This window comes from Pseudomonas sp. MYb327, assembly GCF_040438925.1.
GTDB lineage: Bacteria > Pseudomonadota > Gammaproteobacteria > Pseudomonadales > Pseudomonadaceae > Aquipseudomonas.
On the sequence record NZ_CP159258.1, the window covers coordinates 2878287 to 2903032 of the forward strand.

Here is a 24746-nt window from a genome sequence, read left to right on the forward strand (position 1 = left end):
CTCACTTGTATTCGATCAACGCTGTCCTGCCGCCGATGATTCTGCTCAAAAGAAATTTGACTTGTCCGAACATCTCGGGGAATTTTCCCAGTACCAGGAAGAAAGCCAGCAACCAGTTTTCGCGTGCGGACCCATCGCCCCGCCGAGCCAGGCGCATCACCTGCAATGGATAAACCAGCAGCAACAGCAGCCCCATCCATCCCAGTATCAAACTCGCCACAACCACCGCCAGTGGAATTCCCAGCCCCCAGAACCAGGCACGGCGCGACTCGCGCAGCCAATGCTGCTCCGGAGCGGCCCCATGCAGAAAAGCGCCCTCGGCAAATGCATAGCCGCCGCGCATGGAACGCTGCCACCATTGCTTGAAACGGGTCATTGCCGCGTCGTGCAAGGTCATTTCCTCGGCGAGACGCCAAACCTTCCAGCCCTTTGCACGCAAGCGCACACACAACTCTGGCTCTTCCCCGGCAATAAGGTCCGCCCGGTATCCGGATACGGCAGCAAAAGCGTCCGCCCGCATCAGCGCGTCGCCACCGCAGGCCTTGGCCTCACCGATTGGCGTGTCCCATTCGTGATCACAGAGAAAGTTGTAAATCGAGCGCTGCGGAAAACGTTCACGCCGCCGCCCACAGACCACCGCAACATCAGGCCGGGCATCAAGAAATGCCTGGGCCTGAAACAGCCAGGTATCGACGACCTCGCAATCGCCGTCGACGAACTGCACGTATCGCACCGTCGGCAGCAGGCGGTGCACACAAGCAAAGCCTTCATTGCGCGCACGCGCAGCCGTAAAGGGAAGGGTCATATCCAGCTCGACCACCTCGACCCCAAGCTTGCGTGCCATCTGCACCGAATTGTCCGTCGATCCGGAGTCGACATACACGACCTTCTCCGCCGAATCGATCAGCGAAATGAGGCAACGCTCAAGCCGTGGCCCTTCATTGCGACCGATAACGACAACACCGATTCCAGTAGCCATCGAGTTCACGCAGCCACGCAATTGGAGGCTGTTGGCAAAATGCAGGTATCGCAAACATGATTCATGAACATTCCTTGTCTTCGGCGCTTTGCCTTTTCTTGATTTTCGCAGGCACGCCCACGGCCATCGAATCATCCGGCACATCGGTAAGAACCACGGCATTGGCACCGATTACGACGTTGTTACCAATCCGGATATTGCCCAGCACCTTGGCCCCTGCCCCGATATCAACGTTGTTGCCGATGACCGGGGCGATGGGTTCCTCCACATTCTTGAGTCCAACGACCACGCCGTTACGGATCCGGCAGTCATCGCCGAACTGCGCATAACCACTGATCACGATGCCGCCGAAATGATCGATGACAAAGTTGCGACCGACCACAACCTCGCACGGTAACTCGACACCCGTGACGATCTGCACCAATTTGAAAAGAAACTTATAGATGAACGAGAGCAATTTGCGTAACAGGGCCGGGCGCACGCCGTAGCGCCAACGCCCGAAGCGATAAACCAGCATGACCCAGAACCCCTGGGCGCCCCAATCACCGGCATAGGTACGCAAATCCGCACGAATATTCTCGAACATAAGCAGTGGTCTACCGTGTTGGTTGGCTAGCGAGTCTGGTATTACGCAACAGTGACCAGGTCACACGAGCATGCTCCCAGCACGCCTTGATCGCGGCCCGGCCCCGGCCTTTCAACAGGGCCTTGAGTGCAAGAATGAGATCACCGAGGGTCACGAGGAACATGTGCCAGGCCAGACCCAGCAAGCCGTGATGCTTGCGGAAGTACAAAAGCTCGCTTTCGATTTGTAATCTGGGTACCTGACGACTCGCCGTATTGAGCTCATCAACCAACTTGGCACTTTCCCCGCCGATATGCACCACCGTGGTATGCGGGTAATAAATCACCTTCCAACCAGCCTGTTTGGCGCGCTTGCAGTGATCGACTTCCTCGTAATAGAGGAAGTAACGCGGATCGAACAATCCAACCTGATCGATCACTTCTCGGCGGATCAGGTAATAGCATCCGGGTACCCAGTCGCACTCACGCACCGAGGCATGATCCCAGCCCATGTCGTCGACCATTTTCACCACGGGGAAAAAGCGTTCGAGCCCTGTTCGCGACAAGAAGACATTCATGGGCGTAGGGAAATAGCGACAGGAAGGCTGCAAATCACCTTCTCGCCCAACCAACCTAACACCGAGGATTCCGCAATCCGGATGAGACTCCATGTAATCGAGGGTCTTGCTTAGCGAATCGGCGTCAACGAAGGCATCGGTATTGAGAAGCAACGCGTACTTGCCCTGCAGATGCTCCACAAGTTGATTATTGGCTCGACCAAAGCCAACATTATTTTCATTGGCGAGCAAAATGGCTTCTGGGCAAATAGTTGCCATGCACTCCAGCGAATTATCGGCAGAGGCATTATCCACAACTAAATAGCGCGGTTGATCCGCACTGGTTGACTGGCGCAACGCATTGAACATGGGTTGCAACAGGCCTGCTGTATTGTAATTAACGACCAACACATCAAGAGAAGCACTATTCATTAATGCGCTCACCAAAAAAGTGCTTCACTCTCATCTCCATAAGTATCGGCTCAACTTTTGGATCATATAAAACAGTGCGTTGACTGATGATGTCCATCCACGGATAGTCAACACAACGTTCCTCAAGCTTTAACACCAGTTCCTCAACCGAACAGAGCACTTTCGCAGGATTCCCCCCGACCACCATACCGGGTGGGACATCTCTGGTAACCACAGCGCCTGCCGCGACAATTGAATCCGGACCTATGGTTACGCGTGGCATGATCATGGCGCCATGCCCGATAAAGCAGTTATCGAGTATGTCGACAGGTCCGACGGAATCAAGTGTTTTACCGAAGCGATAAGCCAACAGGCCAGCGACGCCATCATGCCCGAACACCGTGCAATCAGATAAGCCTACATTGTTGCCGATTCGTAGCAATGAAGGATCGGTTATGTTGCACCCAAGATTGATCCAGACATTTTTACCGATCGAGTGCAACGCTCCCCAGCGCACCAGATATTGAGCCCATTGGAAGCCGTCGGGATTGCAAAATCGTTGATAAAGCCAGCGTCCTCGCCCCGTTGCCATGACAAATTTACCTACAGCCCGCCTTGCCAGCCCAATCATCCTTTTAGCCTCAAAATTCCAGCGATTTATAGTTATACCAAGTCAAATGCACCTTGGTTTTTTTATTGATTGTAGTATCAGGAATACCTGCCCGCCGCTGGACTTGCTTGATAATTAAGGTGATCTGCCAGCCTTAGCGCGAGCTGCAGAAGCGGCATGGTCGGATTACAGGCGCCACTGGTAGCAAACACGCTGCTACCGGCAACGTACAGATTGTCGGTGCCGAACACTTTGCAGTTCTCGTCGACAACCCCGAACTCGGGCGTCGCCGCCATCCGGGTCGTGCCCATATGATGAGCATGGGGATTCACTTTCAATGGTGAATCGACATCATAAACGCAGTCGTCCAGCTTGACGAAACCGAGTTCCGCCTCGGCAAAACACTTCGCCACCTCCAGCCCTATGCACTTAATGGTATTCCTGTCCTCAACGCTCAGTTCCCAATTGACGTTGACCTTGTTCATACCCAGCTCATCCCGCTCGTCAAGCAGCACTATGCGACTGTTCCGGTTGGGAAATTGTTCAATCATCGTGGTGAGGACACCATCTCCCGGGCAATTGAACTTGGTAATGAAATCAACCTTATGCGCCCAGCCTGCGTCGCACATAAGGTTTTCGAGAAAACTCTTGATAATCGCCGATCGTCCATAGGTTTGTACTTCAGCCAGTAGAGTGGCCGACACATTACCCTTGCCTGAACGGTTCTCCGTCACAAACGCATCGGTGGTGAAATACTGTCGAGGCTTCCTGTCCTGGCCGTCTCTCAGAATGAAAGTGCCCATTTCGACATTCAGGTGTTCCATAAAACAACGACCGACAAAACCATCCTTGCTCACGACACCGCCAGCGACCAGGGACTGACTATTGAGCAACTGCCTGGCGTTCTCGATCGCGCCCGTCGCAAGAATGAAGTGAGTCGCCTTGAGTGGCTCGCGACGGCGCTCATAATCGGACACGACTACCGCCGCTATGCGACCGGTCTGGCTATCGAATTCAAGGTCCACGCAATTGCAATTGATGAAGACATCAAGCCCATCGGTCTCGTTGAGTTCCTTGGCGTATTTTTGTGCAAACCGTGTTGGCGGGCTCAGCAGAAAGCGATCGGCTTCAAAATCGGCGGCGTCCAAGGATGCATTGATAGTCTTGAAACCCGAGCCCGCAGGAAGATCCAGAATAGCCATGGCCGCAGGCAGATTACGTTCGATCTCGGAAAATGCGATGGGCCAGCCCGGCAAGCCAACGGGAGGCGCAACGGCAAAGTCGGATCTTTCAAAGGGTCGGCAACGCCCGGCCCAATGATTGGAGGTGCCACCCAAATAGCGCAAGCGGGTTTCTTCAGGGTAAACATTCAGGCCGGATAACGAGCACTTGTAGAGGTTTTGCGAGGGCAGCGAATACTCATGCCCCCCTCCCTCTATCAACACGACTTGAAAACCGTATCCGGCCAAACGCAGTGCCAGCGTAATGCCCGCTGGGCCACCGCCTATGATGCAAAAATCATATAGATCGCGAAGTTCTTTTTGGGATTGGTAATCTTTAATCATGTTCGCGTTTGCCGAAAATACTGGCTGGGCAACACCCAGCCATTGATTACCACAAATCCGGGTTTTTCAGCAGGAGGCCGAGAGCCGACCTTGGAAAAGCCAACTGTCAGCCCAACCAGACTCAACAAGGCCAAAGCCTGGAGGAAGCGGCGACGCCCTGGCACAGAGGTATTCAAATCAGCTTCGCTCATGATTTAAAGCTCCACGACATTGAAATTGCGTAAACATTTTTACTACACATCAAAGTCACAAAACTTTCGACAACCATCACCAGCGGCTGAATGCACAGCATTGAAAACAGCAGGAGACTTGAATCAAATCAGAGCCATTTAGCAAGACTTAGCATTAACGCTCCACACAAAGCGCCTACCAGCAACATTGGCAGCACAACAAGTTCGCGTTTGATGCTGAACAAGCCCAAACGTCGATTGACATAAACAATCAGGATGAGTGTGGGGAACGTATGCAGGGCAACGCCCCAAATTGCATATTGCACCCCGCCAATGGCCAGCAACAGCGGCAGCAGAACCCATAACGAGATAACCCGGATAATGTTATCCATGGCTTGGTATTTCGTGAGCCCCAGGGCAATCCACACTTGATGGGCCAATGTGTAACGCAATGTGAAAAAAGAAAGCGATAGAACCGCCATCATGCTGCCGGCTTCGGCGTAACGATCATCGTATAACACGCTGATGACCAGCGGACTGATGACCAGGAAGAGCCCCGTCAGAAACAGCAGGAATATGTCGATAATCAATTTGAAACGGTAATACAGCGCGCGCAGACGCACGGTGTCATCGCTTCTTGCAGCTTCGCTGAAGGCCGGCAGCGCCACCGCGCCTGCCAGTCTTTGCACACCGGTTTGGAGAGCTCCCAGGATCAGCACGGCAATGGAGTAGACACCCAGTTCCGTGGCCGACATGCTGCCGCCGAACCAGATGCGGTCACCATGCATGGCCAGGACGCCGACTGCCGACGACAACAGAATCCAGCGACCGAAAACAATTAACTCATCGAGCGCCGAGCGGTCCCAATGCAGGTGGTTGGCGGGACCTTTAAACCAGAATTGTCCCAGTAGCGTGCTGACCAATGCGGCGACCAGACCTGCACCGACCAGCGACCAGATGGATCGGGTGAAGTAACCGATGACCAGCATCACCAGCAGACCGGCAAGCTGTGAAGCAAATTCGGCGAGGACGACTTTCTTTTGCTGGAAAGTCCGGACTGCCACGTCGATTTTCGTCGACTGGAAACCATAAATGACCGCGGAAAGTCCGGTCAGGGCCAATACCAGTGGCAGCTCAGGTGCGGCGTAGGTGGAGTCCGGCGACCATAGGTTGATGGTTTGCGCAAACCAGGCGAAGGCCGCGACTAAAAGTGTCGCCGCGAAAAGAATAAAACCGCGCACGATCTGCACGGTCCAGACGGTATTGAGAAACGCCGGTTCGTCGCCACGCTGACTCTGGATGATGTTTTGGCGCAAGCCGACATCGGAGAGCAAATGGAGCACCACCGACACGGTGGTGGCGATGATCATGATGCCGAACATCTCCGGCATCAGCAGGCGAGCCATCACGAGATTGCCACCCAGACGGATGGCTTGAGACGTTATGAGCGCCAGTATGTTCCATGCCCCGGCGGATATCGCTCGCTTGCGCAGGCTCAACGATGGCGATATATCAAATGAAGGCATAACATCAAATCCCGGACTCAGTGGCACGCAAGTTACTATAGTAGCAATCAGACATTCCACTACCCATCGCTCGCCCACCAAAAAAGTTCAATAACCCATGCCTGAGCACATTCGCGCGTTAATCGTCATTCTGGTTCTAGCAATCATCGTTTTCACCCTCGCACGCCGTCCGGCGGCTGACTTGATTCCCCGAAACGACTTCACTCGCCGCCGCAACCTGTGGTTCGCATTGACGTTACTGGCCTTTGTCTCGCACAGTTTCTGGGTGTATGCGGGCGTCACGGCGATCGTTTTAACCGTCACACGACAACGGGAACGCAACCCGCTGGCGCTTTTTTTCTTTCTGTTGTTCCTCATCCCGACGGCCTCGGCGCAGATTCCCGGCTTCGGCGTGATCAATTATTTTTTTGATCTGAACCATATTCGCCTCCTGGCGTTGTTCGTGTTGCTCCCGGCGTTTTTTTCGCTACGCAAGCGCGCAGGTACTGTCCCGTTCGGGCGCATCTGGCCTGACAAGCTGTTAGCCCTCTATCTGACACTCACCAGCCTGTTGTTTCTGCGTGAAACCACGGTGACTGACACTCTGCGCCAGACGGCCTACCTGTTTATCGAAGTCTTCCTGCCGTACTACGTTGCCAGCCGGGCGATGAAGGACCTCAGCGATTTCCGCGATGCCCTGCTCGGTTTTGTACTCGCCGCCATGGTGCTGTCGATGATCGCTCTCGTCGAATTTTCCCGGAGCTGGTTGCTGTACTCCGCGCTTGTCGACGCCTTGGGCATGCAATGGGAAATATCCGGCTACTTGAGCCGCGGTGGTTCGTTGCGCGCCAGCGCCACCACCGGCCAGGCCATTGCGCTGGGATACACCATTACAGTGGCGATCGGCTTTTACCTGTTTCTTCAGGAAAGCGTACGCAGCCGAATGCAACGTACTCTCGGCGCACTCTTGCTGGCCGGCGGCCTGTTTGCGCCACTGTCCCGCGGCCCCTGGATCGGTGCGGCAGTCATGATCACCGCATTCATTGCCACCGGGCGTAAGGCAGCCAAACGCCTGATGCTGCTGGGACTCGCGGGCTTACTCGCCCTCCCCCTTCTAGCCATCCTGCCTGGCGGGCAGAAGGTGCTCGATCTGCTGCCATTCATTGGCAATGTGGAAGTAGAAAACATCACATACCGGCAGCGTTTGTTCGATAACGCCATGATCGTTATTGAACGCAACCCCTGGTTCGGCTCTTTCGATTATCGCAGCACGCCGGAAATGCAGTCCCTGACTCAAGGCCAGGGCATCATCGATATCGTAAATACCTATATCGGTGTGGCGCTGGAGCTCGGCCTGATCGGACTGACAATCTTTGTGCTGTTCTTCGCCACCGTACTGCTCGGCATCCGCAAGGCGATACGTTCATTCCCTAACAAGGACGATGAGGCGCATCGACTAGGACGTGCACTTCTTGCAACACTGGCCGGGATTCTGGTGACGATCGTTACCGTCAGCAGTATTTCGGTCATTCCCGTGGTGTATTGGTCGGTGGCCGGTCTCGGCGTCGCCTACGCTCAGATGTCGCGCAGGCTCGTACGCGTTACTCCTGCAATCCCTGCGAGTGCCAACCTTCAACTCCGGTAATGCCAATGCCCATTTTTTTTCGCCGCACCCGTTTGCAGCTTCTGACTCTTTTGTCTGTTTTTATCTGGCCGCTCAGCACCTGGGCATCGGACTGGGTCGTCAGCGTGGATGAGCGCAGCGGCCTGCCAATGCTGGAGCGTGGCGGCAGTCCTGCGATGGCGTCCATTTTCACCTTCTGGGGAAACAACTGGGAATGGACCGGTTTTCCTACCCAGTTCAAGGTGAACAGCCCTTACAACTACTCCCTGGTTGGCCAGAACAAAGACCTGGATTTCGACCTGGCTGCGCAGTCTCAGAAAGCAGATGAGAAAACGCTGAGCTGGACCTTTGCCCTGGATGCGCGCAGCACGAAGACCAACGTGATGGGCGGAGGCATCGTCTTCAAGTTCGATCCCGAGGTGATCTCCGGCGAAATGGGCCAGCCGACCTTGCTACCCGACAACCGCGGCTGGTCCTGGGGCAATGCACAGGGGCGACGTATCGAAATGCGTTTTGAGCCTGCGTTGGCGAGCGTGTATTTCGAGCCGGGTGACAAGTCCGAAGTGCGGGCTTTTTTCTATAAAGGCGCAATCAAACCCGGCCAGCAGCACTTCAAGGCCACGTTAAGTGTGTCTGGCGACGTGGTACTTGGCCCGACCTCTACCGAGCGATTTGGAGCGGCAGATCCGAAGAGCTGGCCGACCGACAAACTGGACTTCAAGACCTCTCCGGTCGATCTGTCCTTTCTCAACGCCAACGAAAAACCCGCCGGCAAACGGGGCTTCGTCAAAGCATCCGGCGAGCAATTGCTGTTTGCGGACAACACCCCGGCGCGTTTCTGGGGTACCAACATAACGTCCTACGCGCTGTTCCGCACACCCGACGATGCCATCAAGCAGCAGGCCAAGCGCTTGTCGGCGCTCGGGTTCAATCTTGTGCGACTGCACCACCACGACTCTCCATGGGTCAGCCCGAACATCTTTGGCGACGCCGAACTCTTGCGTGACACTCAGCGTTTGAGCCCCGAGTCACTGAAGAAAATCGACTGGTGGATCAAGTGCCTGAAAGATGAAGGCATCTATGTTTGGCTCGATATGCACGTCGAACGAAGCCTGATGAAGAGCGACAATATTTATGCCTTCGATGAAATGCCAAAAAACGAAAGAGGCAATGCGGATCTCAAGGGCTATGCCTATGTAAACCTCACCATTCAGCAGGCCATGAAACGCTTCACCGAAGCCTATCTGACCCATGTAAACCCTTACACCGGCCTCGCTTACAAAGACGATCCAGCCGTCGCCGCCGTCCTGATCACAAACGAAAACGACGTCACTCATCACTTTGGCAACAGCCTTTTGCCGGACAAAGATGTTCCAAAACACAGCAAGCTTTATATGGCCGAAGCCGAAGCCTTCGCCAATCAGCACAATCTGTCTTCCGGTGATACCTGGCGCTCTTGGGAGCATGGCCCCGCCAAGTTATTTCTTAACGACCTGGAGCGGCGCTTCAACGCAGACATGATCGAACACATGCGCAAGTTGGGCGTAAAGGTGCCGATCGCGACGACCAGCAGTTGGGGCGGCGAAGGACTGAGCTCGCTGCCTGCCCTTACCGCTGGAGACGTCATTGACGTCCACAGCTACGGCGGCTCCGGACAGCTGGAAAAGAATCCGCTCACCAGCGCCGGCGTGATCAACTGGATTGCTGCTGGCCAGGTTACGGGCAAACCCCTGACCGTCACCGAGTGGAACAACGAACCCTTCCCCACACCCGACCGCCATTCGCTGCCGCTCTATATTGCCGGCACCGCCAGCCACCAAGGCTGGGATTCGTTGATGCAGTTCGCATACAGCCAGGAGCCGTTGTCCGGCGAATGGGTGACGGCGAGCAACTGGCACGCTTACAACGACCCGGCATTGCTGGCCACCCTGCCCGCCGCCGCCTTGCTGTATCGCCGGGGCGATGTTCGCGAAGCCAATACGACCTATGTTTTCGCACCGACCCCAGCCACCCTGTTCAACCAATCCATCACGGCGGCCAATTCCGCCCTTCTGCGCACGGCCATGGAGAAAGGCAAGCTGGAAATCGCCATGCCCCAGACGCCGGAATTGCCTTGGTTGCAGCCAGGCGTCATCCCGGCTGATGCAAAGGTGTTTCATGACCCCAACCAGTCGCTGCTGGACGCCAATGCCAGCGAGTCCACGACAGACACGGGCGAGCTGAAACGCAATTGGAAACAAGGCATCTACACCATCGATACGCCACGCACCCAGGCAGTAACCGGCTGGATCGGCGGCGAGTCGATCAGTCTCGGCAACCTCCAGGTTCAAGTGAAAACCGCGAATGCCAGTGTGGTGGTGCAAAGCCTGGACGATGCTCCTGTCGGCAAATCTCAGGACCTGTTGATTTCGTTGGGCACTCGCGCTATCCCTGGTGACGATGACAAGCCACCGTTTCATGTCGAGCCTCTGGAAGGCACGCTGACCATCCAGGCACCGCCCGGCTTGACGCTTTACACCCACGGCATCCTGGCGCAAATGAAGAAGTTGCCCGCCACCTACCTTGATGGACGCTATACCATCAAGTTCGACGGCCGGCAGTCTGCCAATTGGTTGTTTTTGAAAAAAAGCGCGCCGGTCACCCAATAAGAATTCCACCCCGCGCTTACAGCTCACAGGAGAAGATATCAGGATGAAATTTTTGGTTGTTGGCGGCGCAGGCTACATCGGCTCACATATGGTCAAGCACTTGCTGCGCGAAGATCATGAAGTGGTGGTGGCCGATAACTTTTCCACGGGCCACCGCAGCGCGCTGACGGGCGGGAAACTGGTTGAGCTGGACATCGCAGACGCGCAAGCGCTGGATGCTTTATTTGCGCAGCACCGCTTCGATGCGGTGTTCCACTTCGCCTCATTCATACAGGTCGGCGAATCCGTTACCGAGCCTGCCAAGTATTACCAAAACAACCTGGCCGCGACATTGACGCTACTGCAAGCCATGGTTCGCGCCGGGGTCAAACATTTCATTTTCTCCTCGACCGCCGCCGTTTACGGCGATCCGGAATATATCCCTATCGACGAACAGCATCCCAAGGCCGCGATCAACCCTTATGGTCGCAGCAAGTGGATGGTTGAGCAGATGCTTGAGGATTTCGACCGCGCATACGGGTTGAAATCGGTTTGCCTGCGTTACTTCAATGCTGCCGGAGCCGACCCTGAAGGTCAGCTGGGCGAACGCCATGAACCGGAGACCCACCTGCTGCCATTGATCCTGCAGGCGGCTTCCGGTCGACGTGCGAGCATTACCGTATTTGGCCGTGATTACGACACACCGGACGGTACATGCATTCGAGACTACGTCCACGTGGTCGATCTCGTCGCCGCTCACGCGCTGGCCGTGGACTATCTGTTGGCCGGCGGGGCAAGCACCGCTTTCAACCTCGGAAATGGCCAGGGCTTCTCGGTACAGCAAGTGATCGACACGGCGCGAGGCGTGACTGGGAGGGCGATCTCCATCAGCGAAGCGCCCCGCCGTGCCGGCGATCCACCACGCCTGGTCGCCGACCCACGCAGAGCCTGCGATCTGCTGGGCTGGCAACCGCAGTTTTCGTCACTGGAACAGATCGTGGCGCACGCCTGGAGCTGGGAACAAAAGTATCCATGGCATTGAGTGCAGGCCACTGAGCATCGGCGCTAGCGAGTAGCGCCGACTATCAGGAGTAAGAGCGCTTTTGAGGCTCGGCTTTGTTCAGCACCGTCCCGATCAGGTTTGCAGACCCCAAGTGATGCAGGCTGTCCTCGATCTCTCGCTTGCTGTTCATGCCGTTACCGACCACCAGCAGGACGCAATCGAACTTGGGCAAGACCGTCAGAACATCGTCAGAGCTGAGCAATGGCGGCAAGTCGAAAATCACGATGCGTGAGTCGTAGCGTTCACGCAGATCCGAAATCAGATGGCTCACCGCGGGCGATGACAGCACCTCGGTGGAGAGAGGAATAGGCTCACGCGTCGGCAGGACTACGAAGCGAGGCAAGGTCGGATTGACCAGCACTTCCTGAAGCTCAGCTTCATCTGCCAGATATTCATTGAGCGATTTATCCATCGGCAAGTCCAGGTAGGCACCCACCTTCGGACGACGCAAATCGAAGTCCACCAGCAACGCTGTCTTCGTCGTGTGATGCGCGATGCTCATTGCCAGGTTGATCGCCAACACCGTCTTGCCCGCATCCGGAGTCGGCGAGGTAATAGCCAGCGTGCGCCAGCCATTCTCTTCCATCACTTTAAGAACCTGCGTGCGCAGCAAATCGAACGCCCAGCCCATGTTCGAATTCTTGTTGAACGACACAATCCTGTGTCGCTCAAGGTGCTCCGCCCGCAAAGGCACAACCTTGGTTTGCACATAGCTGAGCGCGTTAAGCGTTGCAGCTTGCTCGGCTGGCGTCGGCTGATGCGTGGTGACGAGCGCTGACGAAGCGTGCTGCTCGGCTTTATCACTCGCTGGTTTGATAATTTTCACGGCCAAACTCCTTATGCAAACCGTGCCAGAGCTTTGAAAATCAAAAGATCCAATGGCATGTAGAAGAAGTGCAGGAGCACCAGAAGGGTCACGACTATCGCGACGCCACAGAGGATCATAAGCTTTCGCCACTTCTTGCGAAGTGCCATTTCCGCCTTGGTTGGAATATAGGGGATTGCGACCAATACGCGCCGGCCCACCACACTCGACAGCGCCTCGACTCCGCGCACACGCTGATTCAACATTTCAAGCAGCATCACCAGGGCACCAGCGCCGACCGGGGCGAGAACAAAGCCCAGGGCAACCACTTTTTTGCGGTTCGGCCTTACAGGCTTTTCGGGCATCAGTGGCGCTTCCAGCAAAACAAAACGTTCCGCTTTGTTTTCCTGCTCCAGGCTTTCGGAGATTTTCGCGCTCATCTCTTTGGTGCGAATTTCTTCATATTTTTTGCGAGCGTTTTCATGGTCACGCATCAACGTGACCAAACCGCGCTCGACCTGCGGCGTCTCGAGAATTTGCGCCTCGTAGTCGCTGATCTTGCCGAGGATTTCTTTCTTTTGATCGGCCAGCGACTTGATGCGCGTTTCCGCGGCGGCGATCCGGGCCTGAGCCTTGGCGACATCGAGACTCACCGGAGCGCCGGCACTAGAGGTACCAGCCCCTCTGGCCTCGAGTGCAGCGATTTTGCGTTTGATCGCACGAACATCAGGGTGGGCGTCGGTATAGACCGTCAGCAACCGAGCGTACTCGGCCTTGAGGCTGCCCAGGTCCTGTGGTTTGTCAGTCCCCGCGATGACTCCGGGTTTGGTCGCAACGCCGGCTACGGCTGAGGAAAGCTCCAGTTCGTTGAAGCGCAACTCCTCGCGAGCAGTCTTGTAGTCACGGTCGACTTCCTTGAGCTCGGATTCAGCGCGGGTCAGCATGTTCATGCGCAATTCCTGATGCTCAGGTAGCGCGTTGCTGTGCGCCTGCTTGAAGTCCGCCAACTGATTCTCAAGAGCTTGCAGTTCAACCCTGAGCTTGTCCGCCTCTTGTGTCAGGAACTCTGTCGTTTCACTGGCGCGTTCGGTGCGCTGCTTGATGTTTTCATCGAGAAACAGTGTCACCAGTTCTTTGGCAACCTGGTTCGCAATCTCTGGCTCCCGGTGCTCAAAGGCAAGACGGAACGCGATAGTCACTTCTCCGCGGCCTTTGACGTCAGCGCTGACCAGGGAGACTGAAATCGCATTGCGCATCTCATCGATCTTTTCCGACAGGGTCAGTTGACGGCTTTGCTGCGAGAAGAGGTTGTACTTGTTGATGATCCCTTCCAGGTGCTCACGAGTCATCACGCGCTGGCGAATGACTTCGATGCGCTCATCGGCAAAGGAATTGTTATTGGCAGCAACCAGATCCGGTGAAATCTGCTGAGACTCCACCAGAATGGTTCCGGATGACTGATAGATAGGCGGGATAGAGACCGCCACCGCCACAGACACACCGAGTATTACCGCGCAACTGATGATCAACAGCAGGGCGTGGTGCTTGATTACAGCAATGTAGTCGTTGAGCGACATTTCGTATTCAGAGGTCATATTTCTCACGCAGCTGAATTTCAGAAGTCAGGATGACTATAGGTGAACGTCATCCCGATGATGTTGGCGTTGGCATTTTGCACGCCATCTTGCTGGCGCTCTTTGTAAGTAAAGGATAGGCGCGCAACCCAAAAAGGCGAGAGCTCCCGACTGGCCCACACACCATATTGGCGCAGGGTATTTGGCGTCTGCCCCTGACTGTCCTGCCAAGAGGCGTCAAACCCGGTGCGACTCAGTTCGTCGATGGAATAACTCCAGACACCCCTTACGTCATCCACCTCGGTGAAGCCACCATCACCGCTGGCGACAGTGCTACGACTGGCGTCGATGCTCGTCTCCACCCGTTCGCCGGTATATTGCAGCGTCACGCCACCTTGCCCCGTGGGACTGTCACCGGTGCCAGACACTTTATTGACACCTGCGTACATCGACCCCTTGAACCGCTCTGAAAACTGGTAGTTCACACCGACCGTTGGGGTATAGCTGTTGGAGGATTCCGCAACAGCGTCCGATTCCGGCTCATAGTGCCTCACGCCAAATCGCGTGAATAACTCGGTGCGCTCGTTCCACGCATAGCTCCAGGTGAAGCGCGTCGATAGCTCGTCATAGCTGGTCAGCGTGTCGATATCGTAATCGACACTCGCGTATTCAGTGTCGTTCGCCAGGGTGCTTCGCTCTGTGAGAGCAGTCTTCCAGTTACCGGCCAGCGAATAGAGTTTTTGCGTGCCATCGGGGGCGACGACACCGGTGTCCAGCACCGTTGTGGAAAGCGTTGAGGTCTCGACGTACTTCGCGGCGAGCCCAAAGGCACCCTTTTCCGTTTCGCGCTGCCAGCCCAACAGCACTCTGGGGTCTTCACGATCCAGAACGATGTCGGGATCGGACGAACGCTCCACGTTGACGCCGAGGCCGAACCGAAACTCGTCCACGCCGGACGTACCCAACAGGGTGACATCGGGGGCGATGATTGTACGAGTCACCGCTTTCTGATTGCCTGGATTGAGTAATGGATTGGTGTCGTGCTCGACAGTCATGGGCAGAGCGACTGCTGATTGCCAAGTGGCCGCGTAGACCGCACCCGAACAAGGCAAAGTCAGGATCGCAGTGGCAACCCCGACTCTTTTCAGCAATGGCAAGTTAGTTACGCTGCGCAAAATCAAGGCACGACCAACGTATCGCCGGCTTTGAGAACGTAATTGGTGGACATGTCACGCCCGGAAACCAGCTTGCTGTAGTCGACAGGCAATACCTTTTGTCCACGCACGACCTTGATGTCGTCTTGGTCTGCAAATTTGTCGAGTCCACCAGAGAGGCTCAACGCTTGCAGAACTGTTGTTGGACCTGTCATTTGCACAGTACCGGCTTTCACCACTTTACCTTGTACAAAGACATGATTGCCTTCAGTGCCAGTGACTACAACGCTGACATTCGGATCGGGTATGTATTTTTCAAGATTGGCAGCGAGTTTCTTTGCGACTTCCGAAGCATTGAGCCCCGCGACATCGACCTGACCTGCCAATGGGAAGGTAATTGTGCCGTCAGGAAGTACACGCACATCCTGCTTCAGTTTGTCTTCGCCCCAGACGGAAACAGAAAGGGCATCACCCGGATTAAGCCGGTAAGCCGCACTAGATTCGTCGGCACTGGAAATGCTGGGCAGTACAGCCAGCGCGCAGAGCGCAGGTAACAAGAAACGCAACATCGGGATCCCTCCGCTTAAATAGCCAAGCAACGAGTTTCACACAAAAACCGGGCCACTTCACTCTCTCCCAATTCACGTCAAAGAACGATCTAACGCCAATCGTCTCTGGCTCGCCTGATAACCGTTTCGGCCACCTAGTCGGCCGCCACCTGAATAACGAATTCAGATAACGAAATAATGTTATTCAACAGAAACTTGCGAGCAACAAACTAAGAGTCAATTAATGGCGTCAAATTACTTACACTAAGCGCTAAGCATCAATGCAACTACCTAACCCAATCATGCAATTACACTTTCCGCCGATTGGCGACCACGATGAATCCCAACAGTGCAGAAGAAAACAACCAGGCTGCCGCGGGAAGCGGTACCGCATTCGATGCATTGGCGAGAGAATCAGCGCTCGCCGTTGGATCGATAGCCTGCGCATCTTTCAACTGTTCGATAGACGCCGCCGCCATTAATCCGTCACACGCGGAAGAATTGACGGTACTGCCTTTCCCCGAATCAGAGTGATAAATGACGCTACTGAACTGAGCAAGTAGAGCACTGTTGCTGATCAATGAAGGCACCCCCAGACTGCTTTCAAAAGTAGAAAGCTCGCCAGTTGCCGGCCCCTCGAGATCCAGGGCAGTTTCTGCCGCCAAATCTGCACAGGCATTGCTCATATTATTAAATTCATTGGTCAAACTGGTCGCTTGCGCACTAAAAACAGCCGCACCATTGAGAAGCGTCGATACCAATACGAATTTAAAGAAAAGCGTCGGACGCATAACATCGACCTCCCTGCGCAGAGGGTAATTTTTCGGGGGATGGAGGAATATCTATCGGATTAAATTCAGCGTATAAGCACATCGCCATTACGTCAATAGCTCGTCACCACAAATACAAAAAATAAAAAATCCGCCGCAATGACGTCAAAATATCGACACGACAAGCAAATCTTGGATCCTGTTCCGCAACGTGTGAAACAGCTTCAGGTATGAACGCTATCCTATTAAAAGGCTTGGCTTTGTTGTTTGATCGAATACTTTCCTCACCCCTATAAACAGGTGTTTTATCTCAAGCAGGTCATGAATAAATTTTGACTGCCGGTTTTCCAGCGCTCGGATGAACTTGCTAATAAAAAGCGATTTCATTCATAAAACTGACGCCTGCCCTGTTTGCCGCCCAAAAGCCACTCTCTGCTAAGGTTCTTTAATCTATTTAATGCCGAGGGGTGCTCTCCATGAATACTTCGACGCCAATGGATAACGCATCCCCTGAGCCACAATCCATTGGAAATCCCATCACCAGCAGCGCCATTTTCATCGTTGCAACTTTGATGCCCGGTAGCGCACCTGTCAGAAAAGCGCGGGCGTGGTGTGCTGACGTCGCCGCCCTTACGCGATCGGTTGGCAAACGTGTGCCTTCCGGCAATTTGTCCTGTGTATGTGCCTTTGGCTCCGCGGCGTGGGATACCCTGTTCGGCAATCCGCGCCCCGCATCACTTCACTCGTTCCGCGAGTTCGGCGCAGAAGGACGTCGAGCCATCGCAACGCCCGGTGATATTTTGCTGCACATTCGTGCAGACCAGATGGACTTGTGCTTCGAATTGGCGACGCACTTGGTTTCATCGCTGGGTGATGCGATCGCGGTCGTCGATGAAGTCCAGGGTTTTCGTTATTTTGATATGCGCAGCATCATCGGCTTTGTCGATGGCACCGAAAATCCGGTCGGGCGCAAGGCAATCGACTTCACGATTGTGGGTCATGAAGATCCAGCATTCAGTGGCGGCAGCTATGTACTGGTGCAGAAGTACCTGCATGCCATGAACGCATGGAACGCGTTATCCGTTGAGGCGCAGGAGCGGATTATCGGCCGGACAAAACTGTCCGATATCGAACTCGATGAAACAATCAAACCGACTTCCTCGCACAGCGCCCTGACGACGATCACCAAGGACGGGCAAGAAGTGAAGATCTTGCGCGATAACATGCCATTCGGTCGCCCCGGCGCCGGTGAGTTTGGCACTTACTTCATCGGTTACGCGCGCTCGCCCGAACCCCTCGAACAGATGCTGGAGAACATGTTCGTCGGTCGACCACCGGGCAATTACGACCGCTTGCTGGATTTCAGCACGGCCGTCACCGGAAACCTGTTCTTCGCCCCATCATCGGAATTGCTCGAAGAACTTGCCGATCGTCAGTGCTCGAGTACGTGAATCACTTTCTCCAGCGTGACGCAGACCACATTTCGATGGGTTACTCGTCAGCCGGAATACCCAACTGGGTTTTCCCGACTAGCGAGGCTCTACTAGCGTTCTAGACTTCAGCACAGGCCCTCAGAATCCAGCTGCGCGCCATCAATGATTCGAACGAAAAACAAGGGAAATCCAACCTTGAAAACGTCAGCCATCTGCGTCCTGGGGTCCCTGTTGGTGTCGATCGGCACTTACGCCAACGGCGTTATTCCTGTCCTGGACCTGGATTTCACCAGGGCCGCGGTTGAAGCCCTGAAAAAACGGGGTATCAACGACGCTTGCATCATCGCGGCCTCCAATCCCCGTGTGTTCACCTATTGTCGAGAAGGCTCGTCGACGCTATGGAAATATCAGGTTGCCGACCTGGAGCAATTGGCGACGATCCAGACGGGCGAAAAAGTAGCCGTTTCGGACTTCGGACAAATCACCGTCGCAGAGGCCAATAGCACGGCGTGCCAACAAGATGGTCCCGTAGCTGCCGTTGGCCCGACTATTGGTCGCGGGCTGACGTTCAGCTTGATTGGGCTTTTTCTGCTAATCGGCTTGCTACACACATTTCGCGCGATGACGCACGGCCGCTATGGCCATACAGCGTTGCCGGATACTCGTTTGCAGCAACCGACCGACGCCCTGCCTGCGCACCATAGCGCGGCAAAAGCATTGAGAGCGTTTGGTATCGCCGCCGCCGTTTCAGTGGCTTACTTCGCCTATATCGTTTTTTTCACGTGACCGGCGCTCGGGCGTCGCCCCCCGACTTTCTTGCAGCAGAAGGTCGACCACCTGTTGGAGACGTCGAGGTTGGTCAGTTTGTTGAATACCCGCTTGCTCATAGCACGCTCGCTGCCGGCTGGCACTGTTGCCAGTAAACAGCAACGCCTGGGCGTGATCGAAAACCCGGGCCTCGCCCATCCTTTCTGCGGTGCTCGCGAATCTCGACCGGGCCTGTTCCAACCATCGCCCGGCATCGATCACATCGCCTTGAGCATCGGTCACAAAACGCCCCTCCACTCCGTAGCGCTTGGCCTGCCAATGGTTTTCCTTGAGTAGCCAACGGGCAGTGCTGTCATAGCGGGCGCCAGGGTTGGCGCTTGAAATCGCGAATGCCACCATTACCCGGAACATCGTCGCTAATAGCACCGAATCCTCCACGCGCGGGCAGGCGTCAGTGATGCGCAGCTCCAGAGTGGGATAACGCGTTGCGGGACGAATGCCCCACCAACCGTTACCACCGTTTTCGATGGCGCCCATGCGCCGCAGCAACGCCAAATAACGCTGATACTCGCGCTCATCCTCAAAGTATTCCGGAACTCCCATGCGCGGCCAGCCATCGCAGACAACCTGGCGATAGCTCATGAAGCCACTGTCGGCGCCCTCCCAAAACGGTGATGAACAACTGAGCAAGAGCAACAGCGGCAACCAGGGCGCGACTTCATTCATGACCGCAACACGATCAATGCCTTGAGGAATTTCGACGTGCACATGCAATCCGCAGAGGACACTTCGTTGCGCGACCGATTGATACTCGCTAAAGAGCTGATCAAAGTGCGGCTGCTGTGTCGCACGCTGGTCACGCCAGCGGGCCAGCGGATGCGTGCCCGCGCAGAGCAGGCCCAACCCGTGTCCTGCCAGCATGTGGTTCAACCGCGAACGCACACCACGAAGAAAGTCCGTCGCCTGATCTGCCGTCACGAATATCGGCGACGCCACTTCAACTTGCCCCTGGAACATTTCGTAGGCGAATCCCTGCCCGACCGCCTCGTGACATTCCGCCAAGAGATCGGCGCTCGGTTCAGCGAGCATCTGCCGGGTTGCCAGGTCCGTGAGCAAATACTCTTCTTCGATACCGAAGCGGGGAGTCGTTTCCATCGCGACGCTCCTGTCACAGCCTGCGGGTAACGGTCAGTGCCACGACTGCAATGCGTTCCGCCCGCTCGTAACCGGGCTTGAGCAGTTCCTCGCCGAACACATCGGGATCGAGTTCTCGGTAAGTCCAGGCAAAGGCATCGCTCGCCAGCATGGGTTTGATCGATTCGAGGAATGGGTCCTCGCCCTCCACCATCGCCACGCCGGTGTACAGCACCAGGCTGCCGTTCCTTTGCAGGCGCGGCAACGCTTCGCGAACCATGCGTAGCGACAAGGCTTCGCCCAGTACCCCTCCCCCATCGCGATAGGCCCGATGCTGGCTGTCATTCATATAAGGAGGGTTAGCAATGATCAGGTCGAACTGGCCTTCGACACTGCCCAGCACATCGCTGTGGTAGAAGCTGACATTGTTGACCCCGGCCAGTTCGGCATTGACCGCTGACAGCCGCAAGGCCCTGGGATTTATATCCACTGCCAACACTTCGGCGTCGTGTCGGGCGCGGGCGACGATCAACGCGCCGACACCGGCCCCGCAACCGATGTCCAGCACTCTGCGCACAGGCTCGAAGTGCTGCTGCAGATGAGCATCGATCAATTGCGCAAAGCGGTAACTGTCAGGCCCGAAAAAAACCGCGTCAGCCTGCGTCGTTGGATACGCCGAGTGCGCGAAGAGCATCCCTTCTAGGCTCGACCAGCGCACAGTGCTACGCCACAGCGAGCCACTTTTTTCGACGATACCTGCCTGCTCCAGAAGCGCGAGTTCCTCCCCCGGTAAAAAGCTGTGGTCGAACGGCATGGACCAACCGAAGACATCGCGCAGGTTCTTGGCCAAGCGCGAGGCGTCGCGCTGATAGATTCTATCGTGGGTCAATGGCGTCGGAGTAACGAAACGATACTCTTCGGCGATTAAACGCTTGCCCAACTCCAGCAAGGCTCGGTCGGCGATCTGTTGTACTGACATTGGCGCTCCTTGGATCATTCGAATGGCTGGCTCCATCCACAGATGAGTGAGCCAGCCGCAGAAAATTCCATTCAGATGCGCAAGAGGTGGACATGAGCCTTGCAGCGCATCGCCGGAACCCGCCGCGATGCGCGGCGTCAGTTGCTATAGAAAGCACGTGGAAGCGACATTGATGGACTATTTGAACTGGCTGCAATGGCCGGCCATGCTTGTGACAGTTGTGGCCGCCTGGCTGATCGGATCGTGCCGAACGCAACGCCGCGTCACAGGGTTCGTTTGTTTTATCGTCAGCAACATTTTGTGGGTCCTGTGGGGACTTCACAGTCAGGCCTACGCATTGATCGTTCTGCAATTCTGTCTGTTCGCGATGAACCTTCGCGGGTTTCGCAAAAACGCTGATGACTCAAGAAGATCCTGAGCAAAAGCAATCCTGTGGCAGGTATTAGTGATAATCCGCGCCCGCTACCGCACGTAAATAGGCCTGATCCGCCTCCATTCGCAAATCTCTCCACTCCTGCCAATCAACGATGCCCTGGCGATCCATCTCATCAGCCTGTCGAATCAATTCCTCGTGATAGGCATCCGGGCAGTCCATGCGCAGCGAACAATTCTCGAGCACGCAATGCCAGGCATCCAAGGCGCAAAGCCGTCGCTCATGAGTGGGTGTCAGCAGGTTCTTGAAAGCGTTCATGGCTGCATGAATCCGTCAGTATTTCTGGGTGGATCAGACGACTCGGGCACTGGTTCATGAAGGCCGACCGGAGGTGCTGACTGTTGATCGGCAACGCTAGCCCAACGCGGTATCGAGAAACATCATGACCCCGAAACCCAGCATCACGCCAGAAAAGACCTGCTGATGGACATTGCGACCGAGGAGCTCAGTCACCTGGAGATCGTCGGCTCAATCATCGTGATGCTGAACCAAATTTTATAAAGATTGTGGGCTCGCGACAGGCGGTGACCAGCCGTGCGAATCGAGCAGTTTTGCCGCCAGCCGTCGGCTGTTTTTCAACGCAATAAAACTTTGTGCGCCGGCTCCTACAGGCATCAAAAAAAAGGGAGGCTGTTTAGGGCCTCCCGATTTACCCGGCACCTTTTTATGTTGTGCCCAACCCTCGCGACAGGTCAGCTGGAGCGTTGGCTGTTGCAGGTTGCTCAGCACTCTTACCCGCTTCAACATCCGTATGGTCCGTTGTCCTGGTCACCGTATCGCGCACCGTTTCAAATCCTTCCCGGGCCTGTTGTTTGACCTTGTCGGTGAGACTGGCGCTGGTCTTGCCCATGTAGCGTTGCTCAGCTGCAGTCGAAGGCAACGCGGCCCCCAGCATGGCGCCCAAGGCGATGCCAGCGGCAGCCACCATCAGCGGTTGTTCCTTGAGCAATTGACTGAACTGAGTGCCCATCACCTGGGTGCTGCGCATCAAGCGGTCTCCAGCGTCATGCACGGTGTGGCTGATGGAGTCTGTCGCCGAGCTGAGACTGTCGCTGACCGATGCGGCTTTGTCCTTCACCGAATGAAAACCTTCTTTCAACGAATCGGCCGTTTGGTGCATGCGTTCGCGCGCGCCATCGATGCCCTCCGACATGCCATCGGTCCACTCGCCGAATGTGCTCTGATCCGGCCCCACGCGATAACCGGGGCGCGGCACGGGTGGACGGTTCTGACTCATGATCAACCACAGCAATCCCACCGACGTCAGCACGGCCGGAACCGGGTTGTTACGCACGCTGGTACCCAGATTGCCGAGGAATGCCGTGCCGTTGTTCTGCATCATCCCCAGGGCCTGATCGAACATTTGACCCGGGGTGAATTTGCTTTCCAGCGCATCAACGATGTTGCCGATGCTGGCCCGCTGCGCATCGATTTCACGCTCGATGGTTTCCGGACTTTTTTGCGACTCGAGATCGAATTCACCGTTCATGAGACTTTCCTCCGCAGCGCTTCCTGGTCTTTGTTCAAGGCGTCCAACGTGCGATCAGGCTTGAAGTGGGATGGCTCGAATTGTTTTTTACCCGATTGCAGCATGGCGAATCCAACGATCATCACCACCACGCCGACGATCAGTGCCGCCAGCCATGGCGCCATCACCATGCTCAAGCCGTAGACGGCAGACATCAGCAAGATGATGAACCCCGCCAGCAGCACAATCGCGCCACCCGCGACACCCGCTATCCCGGCCTTAAGCGTGGTGAGGCTTTCCTGCAATTCGGCTTTGGCCAGCGCCAGTTCCTTGGTGAACAGCGAGGGCACTTCACGGGATAATTGCCGCAGCAAGCCGATGACGGAAGCATCTTGTTCAGGCACGGCCATTGGCCTTGCGCCCGGCAGATCCGGATTTTCTCTGTTCATCTCAGTTCTCCATTAGCGTTTGTGGAACCCTGTGTTGCAGCGGTCGCGAAGTCCGAAGGATGATCTTGTTCATTCGGCGAAGCCGGGGTGATGCCAGTGGCCAAACCGGGGCCGGTATCACTGCGAGGCGGGACGGAACTTTCATAGGGTCGTTGCGCACCAAAACCGCCGGAGGGCGGCATGGAGCTGCCGGCTGCCGGGTCTCGGTCAGCGGTGAATGCCGACGCAGAGGAAGTGCCGGCCTTGAGAAAACGCGACAGGCCAAAACCCAGCGCAATGCTGCCGGCAATGAATAGCGCCGGGTTGTTGCGGGCCAGGTCTGCGCCGTCATGCAGCAGCTGTTCGGCGCTTTTTCCGCGCAGGTTGCCCGCCAGGCTACTCATGGACTCGGCGATGTCGCTGAGGTAATCGGACATACCCAGCGTGTCGCTGCTTTCCAGTTCGGACACGACGGACTTCGCACCCTTGGCCAGGGCCTCTATCTGGTCCGCCGCGGTGTCACGGTACTGCCCGAACTGTGCATCAGCCTGTTGCCTCGCCCCGCCAAGGGCCTCGGTGACGTCCTCCTTCAAGTGTTGAAAATCGGGTTCAGGTTTTCCGGGCTCCTGTTGATCGGGCCGGCTTCCAGTGCTGGTATCTGAAGTATTCATGACGCCCCTCGATGTCTGGATAAGATCGCAAAAGGGTTTGCCACAAAAATGCCGTAGCCCCCCTTAAAGCAGATGACGGAGCGTGGTTATCGGGAGTTCCAATGGAATGATGATCGACTGGAAAGTCGCAACAGCGGATGAGATCTGGCGTCTAGGGCGTCACTTCGATTGAACGTTGCGCCCGCATCGCCATCAGTGTGAGGGCGTTGCCCAATGCCGCGCCGCTGGCGGTATTGTCGAAAATGCACCACGTCGCCTGTCCGGAGGCTGCGGCCTTGTGAATTTCAATCGCCAGGGTTTCCAGGTACGACAATTCGTAGCTGCTGTAGTAAATGCGTGGTGATCCATGGAGGCGCCAGTAGCTGATTCCCGGCCATCCTCGGGGCGTTGAATCGCTGCTGATGCGCGATGGATCGACCGTTGCCTGGGCAATTCGATAGTGAACCAGCATCGCCTCGGCTTCAGTCCAGGATTCATGCCGGGGCTCCAGCACGACAGCCCCGAAAAAACGCGCTCTCAGGGCAATGAAAAATGCCTCGGCAACCGATTCATCAAACGCCAGCGACGGCGCAAGCTGGACCAGCAGACAACCGAGACGATCCTGCAAGCCTGAGCATTGAGACAGAAACCCATCCAGAGTCTGCTCGCAATTTTGCAGGCGCATTTCATGGGTGATCAGCTTCGGCACTTTGACGCTGAAGCGAAAACCGTCCGGCACCGAAGCAGCCCACTTTTCGTAGGTTTGCCGACGGTGCGGACGGTAAAACGAGCTGTTGATTTCCACGCTATTCAAGCGCGAGGCGTAGCGTTGCAGGTGCGTGCCTTCCACCGAGAAAGCAGGCGAGTGCTCGCGACTCAAACTCCAGCCGGCACAGCCGATGAGTATCGGCGCATTGTTCAACACCT

At 55.8% G+C, this 24746-nt stretch carries 25 protein-coding genes and 1 pseudogene; 7 read left to right on the forward strand and 19 right to left on the reverse strand.

The annotated features are described in order from the left end of the window. Position 1: 1 nt before the first annotated feature. The 7 genes from ABVN21_RS12875 to ABVN21_RS12905 form a co-directional block, all read right to left on the reverse strand. Positions 2 to 979 (reverse strand): glycosyltransferase, encoded by a 978-nt coding sequence (locus ABVN21_RS12875; protein ID WP_339555327.1) that lies wholly within the window; start codon positions 977 to 979, stop codon positions 2 to 4. A gap of 61 nt (positions 980 to 1040) precedes the next feature. Then, positions 1041 to 1565, reverse strand: a complete 525-nt coding sequence (locus tag ABVN21_RS12880; RefSeq protein ID WP_339555306.1) for a serine O-acetyltransferase — start codon at positions 1563 to 1565, stop codon at positions 1041 to 1043. A gap of 10 nt (positions 1566 to 1575) precedes the next feature. Next, on the reverse strand, positions 1576 to 2532 hold the full coding sequence (locus tag ABVN21_RS12885; protein ID WP_339555305.1) for a glycosyltransferase family 2 protein: 957 nt from the start codon (positions 2530 to 2532) through the stop codon (positions 1576 to 1578). Further along, entirely contained in the window at positions 2525 to 3142 is a 618-nt protein-coding gene (locus ABVN21_RS12890; RefSeq protein ID WP_339555304.1) for an acyltransferase, read from the reverse strand. The genes ABVN21_RS12885 and ABVN21_RS12890 overlap by 8 nt, the downstream gene beginning before the upstream one ends. A gap of 77 nt (positions 3143 to 3219) precedes the next feature. Then, positions 3220 to 4686 carry a GMC family oxidoreductase gene (locus ABVN21_RS12895; RefSeq protein WP_339555303.1) on the reverse strand — a complete coding sequence of 489 codons (1467 nt, stop codon included), beginning with the start codon at positions 4684 to 4686 and terminating at the stop codon, positions 3220 to 3222. Beyond that, positions 4683 to 4877, reverse strand: a complete 195-nt coding sequence (locus ABVN21_RS12900; RefSeq protein ID WP_339555302.1) for a hypothetical protein — start codon at positions 4875 to 4877, stop codon at positions 4683 to 4685. The genes ABVN21_RS12895 and ABVN21_RS12900 overlap by 4 nt, the downstream gene beginning before the upstream one ends. A gap of 128 nt (positions 4878 to 5005) precedes the next feature. Continuing rightward, positions 5006 to 6382, reverse strand: coding sequence for an oligosaccharide flippase family protein (locus ABVN21_RS12905; protein WP_339555301.1), 1377 nt, complete (start codon positions 6380 to 6382; stop codon positions 5006 to 5008). 97 nt (positions 6383 to 6479) lie between these two features. Here ABVN21_RS12905 and ABVN21_RS12910 point away from each other — a divergent pair, with 97 nt between their 5' ends. From ABVN21_RS12910 to galE, 3 genes are read left to right on the forward strand one after another with little or no spacing between them, the layout of a single operon-like run. Beyond that, positions 6480 to 8006, forward strand: coding sequence for an O-antigen ligase family protein (locus ABVN21_RS12910; RefSeq protein ID WP_339555300.1), 1527 nt, complete (start codon positions 6480 to 6482; stop codon positions 8004 to 8006). A gap of 5 nt (positions 8007 to 8011) precedes the next feature. Next, positions 8012 to 10633 carry a glycosyl hydrolase family 5 gene (locus ABVN21_RS12915; RefSeq protein WP_339555299.1) on the forward strand — a complete coding sequence of 874 codons (2622 nt, stop codon included), beginning with the start codon at positions 8012 to 8014 and terminating at the stop codon, positions 10631 to 10633. Between the two features lie 43 nt (positions 10634 to 10676). Next, the gene (galE, locus tag ABVN21_RS12920; protein ID WP_339555298.1) at positions 10677 to 11654 is read left to right on the forward strand and encodes a UDP-glucose 4-epimerase GalE; all 978 of its coding nucleotides are present in this window, start codon (positions 10677 to 10679) and stop codon (positions 11652 to 11654) included. A gap of 43 nt (positions 11655 to 11697) precedes the next feature. On the opposite strand, the gene ABVN21_RS12925 is transcribed toward galE, so the two are convergent. The 5 genes from ABVN21_RS12925 to ABVN21_RS12945 form a co-directional block, all read right to left on the reverse strand. Continuing rightward, positions 11698 to 12384 (reverse strand): CpsD/CapB family tyrosine-protein kinase, encoded by a 687-nt coding sequence (locus tag ABVN21_RS12925; RefSeq protein WP_339555326.1) that lies wholly within the window; start codon positions 12382 to 12384, stop codon positions 11698 to 11700. A 128-nt stretch (positions 12385 to 12512) separates the two neighbouring features. Then, the gene (locus tag ABVN21_RS12930; RefSeq protein ID WP_339555297.1) at positions 12513 to 14075 is read right to left on the reverse strand and encodes a Wzz/FepE/Etk N-terminal domain-containing protein; all 1563 of its coding nucleotides are present in this window, start codon (positions 14073 to 14075) and stop codon (positions 12513 to 12515) included. 20 nt (positions 14076 to 14095) lie between these two features. Beyond that, entirely contained in the window at positions 14096 to 15211 is a 1116-nt protein-coding gene (locus ABVN21_RS12935; protein ID WP_339555325.1) for a hypothetical protein, read from the reverse strand. Positions 15212 to 15231: 20 nt separating this feature from the next. Next, positions 15232 to 15777 carry a polysaccharide biosynthesis/export family protein gene (locus tag ABVN21_RS12940; protein WP_339555296.1) on the reverse strand — a complete coding sequence of 182 codons (546 nt, stop codon included), beginning with the start codon at positions 15775 to 15777 and terminating at the stop codon, positions 15232 to 15234. Between the two features lie 287 nt (positions 15778 to 16064). Continuing rightward, entirely contained in the window at positions 16065 to 16547 is a 483-nt protein-coding gene (locus tag ABVN21_RS12945; RefSeq protein ID WP_339555295.1) for a VPLPA-CTERM sorting domain-containing protein, read from the reverse strand. Between the two features lie 455 nt (positions 16548 to 17002). Here ABVN21_RS12945 and ABVN21_RS12950 point away from each other — a divergent pair, with 455 nt between their 5' ends. Both ABVN21_RS12950 and ABVN21_RS12955 read left to right on the forward strand, forming a co-directional pair. Further along, positions 17003 to 17977, forward strand: a complete 975-nt coding sequence (locus tag ABVN21_RS12950; protein ID WP_339555294.1) for a Dyp-type peroxidase — start codon at positions 17003 to 17005, stop codon at positions 17975 to 17977. A 177-nt stretch (positions 17978 to 18154) separates the two neighbouring features. After that, positions 18155 to 18745 carry a hypothetical protein gene (locus ABVN21_RS12955; RefSeq protein WP_339555293.1) on the forward strand — a complete coding sequence of 197 codons (591 nt, stop codon included), beginning with the start codon at positions 18155 to 18157 and terminating at the stop codon, positions 18743 to 18745. Here ABVN21_RS12955 and ABVN21_RS12960 read toward each other — a convergent pair. Together ABVN21_RS12960 and ABVN21_RS12965 are read right to left on the reverse strand one after the other, a co-directional pair. Further along, positions 18707 to 19882 carry a carboxylate-amine ligase gene (locus ABVN21_RS12960; protein WP_339555292.1) on the reverse strand — a complete coding sequence of 392 codons (1176 nt, stop codon included), beginning with the start codon at positions 19880 to 19882 and terminating at the stop codon, positions 18707 to 18709. The genes ABVN21_RS12955 and ABVN21_RS12960 overlap by 39 nt on opposite strands. Positions 19883 to 19895: 13 nt before the next feature. Beyond that, positions 19896 to 20840, reverse strand: coding sequence for a class I SAM-dependent methyltransferase (locus ABVN21_RS12965; protein ID WP_339555291.1), 945 nt, complete (start codon positions 20838 to 20840; stop codon positions 19896 to 19898). A gap of 172 nt (positions 20841 to 21012) precedes the next feature. Here ABVN21_RS12965 and ABVN21_RS12970 point away from each other — a divergent pair, with 172 nt between their 5' ends. Further along, complete coding sequence (locus tag ABVN21_RS12970; protein WP_339555324.1) at positions 21013 to 21258, forward strand: hypothetical protein; 246 nt, start codon at positions 21013 to 21015, stop codon at positions 21256 to 21258. Positions 21259 to 21282: 24 nt separating this feature from the next. Here the strand turns inward: ABVN21_RS12970 and ABVN21_RS12975 are convergent, their stop codons facing one another. Beyond that, complete coding sequence (locus tag ABVN21_RS12975) at positions 21283 to 21531, reverse strand: hypothetical protein (RefSeq protein ID WP_339555290.1); 249 nt, start codon at positions 21529 to 21531, stop codon at positions 21283 to 21285. Between the two features lie 150 nt (positions 21532 to 21681). Between ABVN21_RS12975 and ABVN21_RS12980 the strand changes: the two are divergent. Then, positions 21682 to 21765: pseudogene (locus tag ABVN21_RS12980) on the forward strand (manganese catalase family protein); the annotation flags it as partial. A 172-nt stretch (positions 21766 to 21937) separates the two neighbouring features. Here the strand turns inward: ABVN21_RS12980 and ABVN21_RS12985 are convergent. From ABVN21_RS12985 to ABVN21_RS13000, 4 genes are all read right to left on the reverse strand, one after another. Continuing rightward, positions 21938 to 22762 (reverse strand): DUF3618 domain-containing protein, encoded by an 825-nt coding sequence (locus tag ABVN21_RS12985; protein ID WP_339555289.1) that lies wholly within the window; start codon positions 22760 to 22762, stop codon positions 21938 to 21940. Then, complete coding sequence (locus ABVN21_RS12990; RefSeq protein ID WP_339555288.1) at positions 22759 to 23190, reverse strand: phage holin family protein; 432 nt, start codon at positions 23188 to 23190, stop codon at positions 22759 to 22761. Before ABVN21_RS12990 ends, ABVN21_RS12985 begins: the two co-directional genes overlap by 4 nt. Next, positions 23187 to 23840: a hypothetical protein gene (locus ABVN21_RS12995; protein WP_339555287.1), complete on the reverse strand. Its 654-nt coding sequence runs from the start codon at positions 23838 to 23840 to the stop codon at positions 23187 to 23189. The genes ABVN21_RS12990 and ABVN21_RS12995 overlap by 4 nt, the downstream gene beginning before the upstream one ends. Positions 23841 to 23991: 151 nt before the next feature. Then, positions 23992 to 24741, reverse strand: coding sequence for a DUF72 domain-containing protein (locus tag ABVN21_RS13000; protein WP_339555323.1), 750 nt, complete (start codon positions 24739 to 24741; stop codon positions 23992 to 23994). Between the last annotated feature and the right edge of the window lie 5 nt (positions 24742 to 24746).